This window comes from Acinetobacter sp. YH01021 (assembly GCF_013420255.1).
Classification (GTDB): Bacteria; Pseudomonadota; Gammaproteobacteria; order Pseudomonadales; family Moraxellaceae; genus Acinetobacter.
Genome location: NZ_VOYO01000025.1, coordinates 1 through 11906 on the forward strand (window position 1 = coordinate 1; position 11906 = coordinate 11906).

The 11906-nt window shown below is 44.3% G+C and carries 11 protein-coding genes; 4 read left to right on the forward strand and 7 right to left on the reverse strand.

Annotated elements, in window-relative coordinates:
- Together FTT86_RS13450 and FTT86_RS13455 are read right to left on the reverse strand one after the other, a co-directional pair.
- Positions 1-998, reverse strand: a 998-nt coding sequence (locus tag FTT86_RS13450) for an IS4 family transposase (protein WP_180181356.1), incomplete at its 3' end; no start/stop codon positions are given.
- Positions 999-1119: 121 nt separating this feature from the next.
- A complete protein-coding gene (locus FTT86_RS13455) occupies positions 1120-1821 on the reverse strand; it encodes a DsbC family protein (protein ID WP_044112796.1) in 702 nt (233 codons plus the stop codon).
- Positions 1822-2200: 379 nt separating this feature from the next.
- Between FTT86_RS13455 and FTT86_RS13460 the strand changes: the two genes are divergently transcribed.
- The gene (locus FTT86_RS13460; protein ID WP_180181361.1) at positions 2201-3346 is read left to right on the forward strand and encodes an MFS transporter; all 1146 of its coding nucleotides are present in this window, start codon (positions 2201-2203) and stop codon (positions 3344-3346) included.
- 44 nt (positions 3347-3390) lie between these two features.
- Here the strand turns inward: FTT86_RS13460 and mnmE are convergent, their stop codons facing one another.
- The 5 genes from mnmE to rpmH all read right to left on the reverse strand — a co-directional run bounded on the left by mnmE (position 3391) and on the right by rpmH (position 7497).
- Entirely contained in the window at positions 3391-4749 is a 1359-nt protein-coding gene (mnmE, locus tag FTT86_RS13465; protein WP_180181357.1) for a tRNA uridine-5-carboxymethylaminomethyl(34) synthesis GTPase MnmE, read from the reverse strand.
- Positions 4750-4841: 92 nt separating this feature from the next.
- Positions 4842-6605, reverse strand: coding sequence for a membrane protein insertase YidC (yidC, locus tag FTT86_RS13470; protein WP_004281930.1), 1764 nt, complete (start codon positions 6603-6605; stop codon positions 4842-4844).
- A 5-nt stretch (positions 6606-6610) separates the two neighbouring features.
- The gene (yidD, locus tag FTT86_RS13475) at positions 6611-6931 is read right to left on the reverse strand and encodes a membrane protein insertion efficiency factor YidD (RefSeq protein WP_077067990.1); all 321 of its coding nucleotides are present in this window, start codon (positions 6929-6931) and stop codon (positions 6611-6613) included.
- A 9-nt stretch (positions 6932-6940) separates the two neighbouring features.
- Positions 6941-7333: a ribonuclease P protein component gene (gene rnpA, locus FTT86_RS13480; RefSeq protein ID WP_004281932.1), complete on the reverse strand. Its 393-nt coding sequence runs from the start codon at positions 7331-7333 to the stop codon at positions 6941-6943.
- Between the two features lie 29 nt (positions 7334-7362).
- A complete protein-coding gene (rpmH, locus tag FTT86_RS13485) occupies positions 7363-7497 on the reverse strand; it encodes a 50S ribosomal protein L34 (protein ID WP_000831329.1) in 135 nt (44 codons plus the stop codon).
- A gap of 660 nt (positions 7498-8157) precedes the next feature.
- Between rpmH and dnaA the strand changes: the two genes are divergently transcribed.
- From dnaA to recF, 3 genes are all read left to right on the forward strand, one after another.
- Complete coding sequence (gene dnaA / locus FTT86_RS13490) at positions 8158-9534, forward strand: chromosomal replication initiator protein DnaA (RefSeq protein ID WP_005104955.1); 1377 nt, start codon at positions 8158-8160, stop codon at positions 9532-9534.
- 109 nt (positions 9535-9643) lie between these two features.
- On the forward strand, positions 9644-10792 hold the full coding sequence (gene dnaN, locus FTT86_RS13495) for a DNA polymerase III subunit beta (protein ID WP_044111658.1): 1149 nt from the start codon (positions 9644-9646) through the stop codon (positions 10790-10792).
- 28 nt (positions 10793-10820) lie between these two features.
- On the forward strand, positions 10821-11900 hold the full coding sequence (recF, locus tag FTT86_RS13500) for a DNA replication/repair protein RecF (protein WP_044111661.1): 1080 nt from the start codon (positions 10821-10823) through the stop codon (positions 11898-11900).
- Positions 11901-11906 lie beyond the last annotated feature (6 nt).

Consider the following 11906-nt stretch of genomic DNA (forward strand, 5'->3'; position numbering starts at 1 on the left):
TCAGGTTGTTTGCTTCTTAAAATCCTTGCATCCTGTAAATCACTTTTAATTTCCCGATAACACATTTCTATTTCCCAACGCTGGATATAAAGCATTGCAAGGTCTTTGAATGGATAAACTTTAGAATCTGTTAATGATGTAATGTAACGTCTTATTTTTCCTGCATATTCAACTTCAATTAAACGTGCTTCCCAATAGTCACCCAATGACGGATTTATCTTTTTTGCTCTTGCTGAAACAGGCATTTTGATCTGAAAGTCATGGGCCGCATTATGATGAATCACTTCATAACGCAGGTTGTCCTTTGCTCGCATCAACCAATGACTCTCTTCTGCCTGAGATTGCCAGCTCACTAAAAAATCAGCAGAGAAGTAAGCACGATCAAATAGGGTAATACTGCGAACTGGTGCTTTTAATTGACTGGCTAAGGTTAATTCACCTTGATCCATACTGCCCATTTGGGCATCAATCATTTCATGGGTATTGGTATTCACCAGGCAAGTCACTCTAACTTGTGGGTAAGGTGCAGCTGCTGTTTTGCCTTTGGATGAACCAAAGTGCTTAAAGTTTTCTTCTGTATGAGGCATAGACCAAACCACACCATCTACAGCACAAACGCATAGACCGTGAAAGTTGCTATATTGTTGTTGTGAGTCTTTAAACCATGCCTGACTTAATGTCGAAAATAAAGCACTCATGGGTTCTAAGCCTAAGCGTTGTCTTGCTTGTACTGATGCACTCGGTACACAGTATTCTGCCGTACCGAAAACAAGTTGCAATTGTTGAACCACATACCAAATCGGTTGATTTCGAAATAGAGCAAGTCCTATTACCAGCCAAACAACATGTTCAGCAGGCAGTTTTCTTTTTCGAATTGATGCTTTACCTGTTTGGTCTAAGCAATCTTCAATCCAGTTTAAATCAATCAATTCACTGAATTGTGAAAGTGAAGGTAGGGTTTGTTTTAATGTTAAATCTAGATTCTGAGATAAATTCATAAAAAAAGAGCGTATTTACATACGCTCTTTTTACAGCATTTTAACTTTTTTTGCTTAACTGACTGGCATTACCCAATGAGGTGCTTTTTTATATTGAACGACTGATATCTTTATTTAATTTTTATAAATTGAATTCTTTAAAAATCTGCTCAATCTGCTCTGCCGGATAGGCGCCCATTACCTTAAAGCCATTGGAAAAAATAATCGCAGGTGTCCCATTCACACCCATAGACTGAGCCAGTTTTTTATTCCGCTCAATCGGATTGGCACAACTTTTTTTCGATTTAGGTTGAATCCCTTGAGCAATAAGATCTTCCCATGCCTGAGCTGGATTAGACTCGCAATACACCTGTTTTGAAGGAGCAACCGACTGGGGTTTTAAAGGAAGAATAAAGGTATAAATGGTCAAGTCATTCAGTTTTTTCAGCTCTAGCTCAAGCTTTTTACAATACGGGCAATTTGGGTCAGAAAAGATCGCAATCTGACGCTTACCCGTACCTCTTACACTTTTCACAGCATCCTGAAGCGGTAATTTTTTCCAGTCGATACTATTTTGTTTTAGCATTAAATCGCGGGTCAGATTATGTTGATCCTGAATCCGCAGCATCGGGCCGGCAATCAGATGTTTGGCATCTTCATTTAGATAAACCACTTGGCCCTGCATGGAACCGCTATAGATGCCTTTCATCTCCGTGGTTTGAATATTTTCAATTTTTAAATTGGGACTGTTTTTTGCCAAGTTAGCTTGTACCGTATCAATATTGGCAAATGCGAAGCTTGAAATAAATGTACTTAAACTAATGATCAGTGTTTTTTTTAACATGAATGTTCTACATGAATTGGATAAGAATATGCTTCGATTCTAATCGCTCTGCTTTTAAATTTCTCAAACATTTATGTTACTGTTTACACTCAGTTAAATAAGCTCATAATGTTTCACGTGGAACATAATGCATAGAATTATATTGAACTCCAAGATATCTAAAAAAAACACCAATAATCATAATAAATAATTGTTTTATATAATAAAAATATCTTAAACAATAAGCTTCTTACTAATTCAACCTTGACCGATTTTCTGTATCCATTCTAAACTGCAGATACTTTCTATTTTCCTCGCTACGCCCTGACATGGATTGGCCAAGGATCAACACTATAACGGCATTTTCATGACAATAACGACCAGCTGGCGACCGTTCTTGATGGTCAGCCTGGCTTTAATGATGGGAACGATTGGCACCGCTTTGGCCAGTCCGCTTTATCCGATTTATCAACAGCTCTGGCATTTGCTGCCCAGCCAGATCACCTACATTTTTGTCGCCTATATGTTTGGCTGTCTCTCGACCCTGTTGTTTTTGGGCAGGACCAGTAACAGCATCGGATTTTTACGGACCCTGCAAATTGGTCTGGCACTGATCACGTTAGGTCTCATCATTTCCGTTTTTGCCCAGAATGCACTGATCCTCTCGATTGGCCGCTTTATTATTGGGATTGCCTCGGGCCTGATGACCACTTCTGCCATGATGGGTTTAATGCATACCATCCCAGAAAGCCATAAACACACTGCACCACAACTGATTTCAATCATCACCGCAATGGGTTTTGGTTTGGGACCCTTGGTCGGTGGTGTGATTGCGCAGTTTTCCGCTGCCCCCTTGATAATGCCATATTTACCGGTGATTTTGGGCGCCGTGCTGTGTTTGATTGGCCTGTTCTGGATCAAAGCACCCAAGTTTGAGGCGCAGCCCTTTAGCATGGCGCCTAAACTGCAACGACCTGAAGCGCAGTTTCATCGGGTGTTTATGATTATTGCAGTGACAGCTTTTAGTGCCTTTGCCGCCTTTAGCCTGTTTGCTTCCCTGTCACCATCCTTTGTCCGCAATATTTTACCTTGGCATGGTCCTCTGGTCAGCGGACTGGCCATTACCAATATCTTAGTGGTTTCAGTGATCGTGCAATTTATGGCTAAAGCCGTCGCAGCCTCTAAATGTCTGAATATCGGTCTGATGATGATGTGCTTGAGCCTGATGATTTTGGCGCTATGTATGTATTCGAAAATCAGCCTGCTATTTTTTATCAGTGATATTTTCTTTGGAATTGGCCATGGTTTTGCCCTGATGGGTGCTTTTGCCCTGATTCATCAAATGACCAGCTTAGACAACCGTGCAGCAGTCATGTCGACCTATCTATTTATTGCCTATCTGGGCACTATTGTCCCCATCATTGCCGTGGGTTATCTGGCCGATCACTGGGGGCTGGATTTCGCCGTAATCAGCTTTTGTATCGCGATCAGTCTATTGTGTTTTGCGCTGTGGTGGGCTTATCAAAAATCCCGCCTACCAGCCTAAAAAAAGCCCTCAGTTGAGGGCTTTTTTGATGTTTTATTAAATAATTATTTACCAATACAGAACGATCCGAATATCTTGCCCAGCAGGTCATCTGCACTGAAATCACCCGTGATTTCGCCCAAAGCATTTTGCGCCAGACGCAAGGACTCTGCCACCAGTTCACCGGCGTTATACACCACCAGTTGCTCACGCGCCTCAGCCAGATAGATCTGCGTGCGCTTCATTGCATCTAAATGACGGGTACGGGCAATAAAGGTGTCTTCCTCAGGCTGGAAGCCTGCATGCGCTGTAATCGCCTCTATGAGTGCTTGAACACCGGTTTCCTGCTTGGCAGAGACTGCAATATGCCTGAAACCATTTAAATCGCCAATCACAGCTTCAGCACCGGTCAGATCGCATTTATTGCCAATCAGCATTAAACGTTTCGGTTCAATATGTTCAGCAAAATATTCTTGGGCGAGTTGCAGCGGATCTTCGCCCTGGCTTAAGTCATAGACCAAGAGCAATAAATCGGCCTGTTCAATTTCTTTAATCGCGCGGCGGATCCCTTCTTTTTCCACGATATCGCCAGTTTCACGCAAGCCTGCGGTATCGGTGAGGGTAATCGGCAGACCATTTAAGGTGATTTTTTCATGCAAGACATCACGGGTGGTACCGGCAATATCGGTCACAATCGCGCGTTCAATTCCAGCCAATGCATTCAGTAAGGAGGATTTACCGGCATTCGGTTTACCCGCAATCACCACCTGTAAACCTTCACGTAACAACTGACCTTGACGTGCAGATTGCTGGACTTGAGTGACGGCACTGGATACGCCATCCAGCAGATTTAAAATCTTGCCATCTGCGAGAAAATCAATTTCTTCTTCCGGAAAATCAATTGCCGCTTCCACATGCAGACGCAGGTGAATCAGCTGCTCAAGGACTGCATTGACTTTGGTCGAGAAAGCCCCTTGTAAAGAACGCACTGCAGAACGTGCAGCCGCTTGCGAAGTTGCATCAATCAGGTCGGCAATCGCCTCGGCCTGCACCAGATCCAGCTTGCCATTCTCAAAAGCACGCATCGAGAATTCACCGGCCTTGGCTGCAGTGGCGCCCAGCTCCAGTAAACGACCAAGCAGAGCATTTTGAATCACCGGCCCGCCATGACCTTGCAGCTCGACCACATCTTCACCGGTAAAAGAGTTTGGATTCGGGAAGCAAATCGCCAGTCCTTCATCCATGACTTCGCCGGCCGCATCATAGAACTGGCGGAAACCGGCAAAACGGGCTTTAGGCAGCTCTTTTTGTGTCAGTTGCTGGGCAATTTCATAGGATTTCGGGCCTGACAGGCGAATCACCCCAACGCCGCCACGTCCTGGTGGAGTTGCAATCGCAGCAATAGTTGTGGTTCGGTTGAGCATAAAATTCACCTGCAAAGACTCAAAAGTACAGCCAAAAAAAATCCGCCTAAGATTACCATCTTAAGCGGATTTATTCAGCCTATCCGTACAACTTAGTTGACTGGAGTAACCTCATCACGTTTCGCGCGATCTTTGGCAACAGACTTGTTAATCAAAGTTTGTTGCAGAATCGTGATCAAGTTGTTGACGATCCAGTACAGAACCAAGCCTGCCGGGAAGAACAACAAGAATACGGTAAAGATAATCGGCATAAACTTGAAGACTTTTGCCTGCATTGGATCCGTCGGTTGTGGATTTAACGACTGTTGGATATACATCGTCAAGCCCATCAACAACGGCAGAATGAACCAAGGATCCATTGAAGACAAATCCTGAATCCACAGCATCCATGGCGCATGACGCAGTTCCACAGATTCCATCAATACCCAGTACAAGGCCAGGAAAATCGGCATTTGTAATAACAGTGGTAAACAGCCGGCAAGCGGATTGACCTGTTCACGTTTGTACAATGCCATCATTTCTTGAGAGAAGCGCATGCGATCTTCACCGAACTCTTCTTTCATGCGTTGCATTTCTGGCGCAATCACCCGCATTTTCGCCATAGAGCGATAGCTCTTCGACGACAATGGCCACAGGATCAGTTTCACCAGGATGGTCAACAGAATAATTGCCCAGCCCCAGTTACCCACCAGACCATGGAAGAACTCAAGACCGACAAACAGTAATTTCGCAATTGGCCATAACCAGCCATAATCAACGGTCTGGTTTAAACCCGCAGCCAAATCTTTCAGTTCTGACTGGATTTTTGGACCTGAATAGAAAGTCGCATCAATTTCAGCCACTGTACCTGCAGGCACATTGAAGGTCGGTGAGGTAAAACCAATGATGTTCATGTTATCGGTTGATTTACGTGATTCAAGCTTGGCGCTATAAGCTTCGCCATTGCCTTGAGTCAACTTCAGCTGACCTGGAACCCATGCACTGACAAAGTAGTGCTGTACCATTGCCACCCAACCACCTGTCGCTTCAGTACTGACTTTTTCTTCAACAAAGTTGTCGAATTTAAGCTTGTTGTACTGCTCGTCCGGGGTACCCCATGCACCGCCGAGGAATGTTCCCAGCGTGAAGATCCCTTGATCGGACTTGCCTGGATCTTCCGAGTTATCGCGTTTGATCTGACCGAACATCTGACCTTGCCAGGTCTGGCCACTGCGGTTAACCACTTTGTGATTTACCACGACCGGATATTCACCTTCAGTGAAATTGAAGGTCTTAATGATCTCAATCCCGTCAGCGGTTTTAAACACTAGCGGTACAGACAATACTTTCAGGTTTTCACCATCTTTGGATTTGACTGTTTTCGCATCTGCCAGGGTATAAGCAGTTTTTTCCAGCTCATACATTGGACGGCCGTTACGGCTGCTGTCCGGTCCATTCAGACCGATCAGGCCAGACTGGGCGACATAAGTACGTTTCGCATCGCTTTCCAGCATGACGAAAGGTTCATCGCTGTCTTTGTTCTTGTCATGATTGAGTAATTCAATACGAACAATATCACCACCCTTCGGATTGATCCAAAGATGATAAAGGTCAGTTTGTACTGAAATAAGCTGCTGACTTACAGGTGCTGTGGCATCCGTGGCTTGCTGTGCTGGCACATTTGCTTGTGGCAGATCAGAGGCAACTGTAGCCGTCTGACCATTTGGCAAATCTGCAGATACGTCATGCGAAACAACAGCAGTTTCCTGCTGCGGTTTTGTTTCAGCATTTCCATAATCTTTTTGCCACGCCAAAATGAGCAAATATGCGACAACAAACATGGCTCCGAGAATTGCAATCCTGGCCCATTGTTGCATATGTATTACCCCAAGTGGTGAGAGTGATTTTGGTTCAATAAACGATCACGAAAGGGTACAGCAACGTGAAGCGTTTGAGAATCTATTTGCTGAAATGAAATAAAACGAATCGCTTTTGAGGGAACAGGATCATATCCCGAGCCCCCCCACGGATGACAACGGCAAATACGTTTAGTAGCCAGCCACACTCCACGCCCAGCGCCATGCATCTGGACTGCTTCAAAGGAATATTGAGAACAAGTTGGAATATAACGACAGCGCGGTCCAAGAAGAGGACTAATCGCAATCTGATAGAAACGGATCAACCAATGCAGTAAACGTACCATTGGCCAACTCTACTTTTGTGGGGAGGGGGCTATTTTTGAATGCTTTTTGGCGAGACGGTTAAGTTTCTGCCAGGCAAATTGTAATTGCTGGTGCAATTCTGCATTAGGCACTGCTTCAACACCCATTTTCGGCATGATTACAATGTCTAGGTCATCTAATTGCTGTTGATGCAGGCGAAAACTTTCGCGAGCAAGTCGTTTTACTCGATTTCTTTCGTGTGCACGTCGCACTTTCTTCTTGGCAACAACTAAACCCAAACGGCTATTTGGCAGTTCGGAATGTTTTGCAAGAAATAAGAAATGGGGTTGATGCACTTTAAAAAGCGCACCATCAAAGACACCTTTATAATCGGCAGCACAGCGTAATCGCAACTCTGTGCCAAAACTATAAAGTTTTGTCATAACACCCAAAATCGTCTTAGCGTAACTGATTAAACAGTTAAGCTATGACGACCTTTTGCACGACGGCGAGCTAATACTTGACGACCAGCTTTAGTAGCCATACGAGCACGGAAACCATGAACACGCTTACGCTTTAATTCAGACGGTTGGAATGTACGTTTCATATTGAAACTCCAAAAAATGATCTTTCTATGAAGGTCCGCGATTTTAGTGCTCATTGCTTGAGCTGTCAATGCAAAAGCGGTTTTCTTTTCAAATAAGATCAAAAAATATAAAGACCCTAGTTGTTCAGAGAACTGAATAAAAAATAGTTCAACTTAAGTTAATCACAAATTAAGTTATTGTTATATAAAGATATATAAGTTATGAACAACTCTATCAACAAAGTTATCCACATGTTATCCAGAGTTTAAATTTAACTTACGGTTTTGAATTTAAATTTGAAGTTTTTTGAGTTATCCACAAAAACCAGTGATCTTATAAATAAATTCAAATTTATAAATTTAAATTTATTACTATTAGGGAGCGCTTTTTCTATGGATAAGCCACTTTTTATTTATTTAAACATGAGCTTATATTGTGGATAAAACTGTTTCTATTAATTTTATACTTTGTGGATAACTTTATGATATATTTTATCCACAGCTTGCGGATAAACTTATCCACACTGGGTTTTAAATTTAATTTTATGCATGGTGATTTCTTTTTGCACAGTTTTTGTGGAAATTGCCATGACAGATGTGGATAACTTGGTTAGAATGGCGACCCGCTTTTGGTCGCGGTCATCTTTTTTGAATGAACAATGGAATGAATAGGGGATTCACATGCTTTGGACGGACTGCTTAAATCGCCTGCGACAAGAGCTCTCTGGAAATGTCTTTACAATGTGGATTCGCCCATTGGTTGCAGAAGAGCTGGAAGACAGCTTGCGTTTGTATGCACCTAATCCTTACTGGACGCGTTACATTCAAGAACATCATCTGGAACTGATCACGATTCTGGCAGAGCAATTGTCTGAAGGACGGGTACGCAAGGTCGAAATTTTAGTGGATTCACGTCCAGGGGCAATTTTATCTGCCAGTGAACAACCGGCGACTACGACTGCAGCATTGACTTCGATACCGATGCCGGTGCCGAAACCGAAGAAAGAAAAAGAAGACAGCGGCAAAAATAGCCGTAGACGTCAGTTGAATCCATTGTTTACCTTCTCGCTGTTTGTGGAAGGCCGATCTAACCAGATGGCGGCAGAAACCTGTCGCAAGGTACTGACCCAGCTGGGTGCTTCACAGCACAACCCCTTATTTTTATATGGTCCGACCGGTCTGGGTAAAACTCACTTGATGCAGGCGGTCGGTAATGCATTGTTGCAGGCCAAGCCAAATGCACGTGTCATGTACATGACCGCAGAAAGTTTTGTACAGGACTTTGTCAGCTCGTTACAGCAGGGCAAAGTCGAAGAGTTTAAGAAAAATTGCCGTTCTCTGGATTTATTACTGGTTGATGATATTCACTTGTTGGCCGGTAAAGAAGCCAGCTTGGTCGAGTTTTTCTACACCTTTAATGCACTGCTGGATGAGTCCAAACAGATTATTCTGACTTCGGATCGTTATCCTAAAGAACTAACCGAACTGGATCCACGTCTGGTTTCACGTTTTTCTTGGGGCTTGTCGGTCGGAGTTGAACCACCCGATATTGAAACCCGAATTGAAATTCTGCTGAAAAAAGCCGAAAGCAACCAAGTCGATTTACCACGTAACTGTGCGCTGTTTATTGCCCAGCAGGTGGTGGCTAACGTACGTGAGCTTGAAGGTGCGCTGAACAAAGTGGTAGCGATTTCACGTTTTAAAGGCACACCAATTGATCTGGATGTAGTGCGTGAATCTTTAAAAGATGTGCTGGCGATTCGTGCCCGTACCATTAGTACCGAAAACATTCAGCGTGTGGTGAGTGAGTATTTCCGTATTCCACTGAAAGAACTGGTTGGTCCAAAACGCACCCGGATTTATGCCCGCCCACGTCAGCTGGCGATGGGGCTGGCCCGTGAACTCACCGGCGACAGTTTTCCGGAAATTGGCATGGCTTTTGGCGGTCGTGATCACAGTACCGTGATGCACGCCTGCGAGAAAGTACAGAGCCTGCGTGAAGAAGATCCGATCTTTAACGAAGACTATAAAAACCTGCAACGTCTGTTGCAAAGTTGACCTAAATCGCTCAAATTCTATTCTTGCTATGCGGCTGCTTTTGCCGCATAGTAAACCGTCAAAAAAATCACTTTTTCTATATTAATCTTCAGCTTTAGAGGAATGCACCGTGCGTTTAAAAATCGCGAAAGAAAGCTTACTGAATGTTCTCTCACATGTCGTAGGAGCGGTTGAACGTCGCCATACCTTGAATATCCTGTCTAACCTGAAAATTCAGGTGACTGCACAAGCATTGACCGTGACCGGCTCCGACCTCGAAGTCGAACTGGTGGCGAGTACAGCACTGGCTGAAGGTGCATGTTTGCAGGAAGGCGAGACCACAGTTCCTGCACGTAAGCTGATTGATATCTGTAAGTCACTTCCTTCAGCAGCATTGGTGGATTTGCATATCACTGAAGATCAGCGCTGCATCCTTAAATCAGGCAACAGCCGTTTTGTACTGGGGATATTGCCTGCTGATGATTATCCATTGCTGAACACTGAAAACACCCAAGGCACGCAAGTAACGGTGACACAGCGTGAGCTAAAACGCCTGTTCGAAAAAACTGCTTTTGCCATGGCGGTTCAGGATGTACGTTTTTACCTGACCGGTACCTTGCTGGAAATTGATGCCAATCAGCTACGTGCTGTGACCACCGATGGCCACCGTCTGGCACTGTGTGAAACAGCGGCACAATCCACTGCAGCACAACCGATTCAGGCGATTGTGCCACGTAAGGCCGTTGCAGAATTACAGCGCCTGCTCAGCGTTGAAGATGAGCAATTATCTCTATTGATTGGTCGTGAACTGCTCAATGTGACCATCAAGATGCCAAGCCGTGACAAGGAACAGGCGAACATTACCGTGCGTTTCACCACTAAATTGATTGATGGTAAATTTCCGGATTATCGCCGTGTGATTCCACGTGGTGGCGACAAAGTGGTGATGATCGCACATGACGTGTTCAAGCAGTCTTTGCAACGTGTGGCGATTTTAAGTAATGAAAAACTTCGCGGTGTGTTTCTAAACTTTAATGCCGATTCCTTGCAACTTCGCGCGAATAACCCGGAGCAGGATGAAGCGATTGAAGATCTGGCGATTCAATATGCTGATTCACCGCTAGAAATGTCATTTAATGCGCAGTATCTGATTGAAGTCCTCGGTGTGCTGGATGGCGATGATGTGTCAATGACCATGACTGAAGCCAACCAGTCGGTCTTGGTACAGGACCCGGCGCATACGGATCAGACTTATGTCGTCATGCCGATGCGTGTTTAAGTCGCGGCTCTTGATACTCATATAAGACATGCATATTACGCGTTTACATATTGAGCGTGTGCGGAATTTAAAGACGGTTGCTCTCCAAGGATTGCAGCCGTTTAATGTTTTTTATGGCCAGAATGGTTCAGGTAAAACCTCGATTTTAGAGGCGATTCATTTACTGGCTGCTGGTCGTTCTTTCCGTACCCATATCCCTAAAAATTATATCCAGCATGGCGCGCAGGATGCGATTGTATTTGCACAGTCTGCGACTGAAAAAATTGGCATGCAAAAAATGGCCAGCGGGGAGCAACTGATCAAGGTCAATGGTGATCTGGTCGCAACCCAGGGACAGCTGGCCAAACTGTTGCCCTTGCAGCTGATTGATCCGCAAAGCACCGATATTATCGATCATGGTGCTAAACCACGACGCCAACTCCTTGACTGGTTAATGTTCCACGTGGAACCAGAGTTTTATCATGCCTGGCAATATTATTCTCGTGCGCTGAAACAGCGAAATAGTTTGCTCAAAAGCAAACGCTTTCTCAGTCTGTCAGATCTGGAACCGTGGAACCAGATGCTCAGTGAATATGGTGAAATTTTACATTCGCAACGTGTCGGGATCGTGGAACAATGGAAGCCCTTTTTTGAAGATGACCTGAAACAGTTATTACCTGATTTGCAAGTCAGTCTGGAATACAGTCCGGGCTTTCACAGTGAAACTGGCCTGCTGAATGATCTGACCAACCAGCATGAAAAAGACTGTGAGCGACGCTATACCGAATATGGTCCACATCGCGCGGATTTGCGTTTAAAGACCCCGATGGGGGATGCCGACGTGATCCTGTCGCGGGGTCAGAAAAAGCTGCTGATGATCGCACTAAAACTGTCGCAAATCGCAATGCTCCATTCTTGTAATAAGGAAACTGTGGTATTATTAGATGATGTGACAGCAGAATTAGATTTAACCGCACAACAACGTTTAATTGAGCGATTGAGCCAACTTGGTAGTCAAGTTTTTATTACCACCTTAGACCATGAATCAGTACAAAAGCACTTACATGATTTGTCTATCTCATATCAGTTATTCAGTGTTGAAAACGGTACAGTTCAAGTTGTGCAATAATATTTT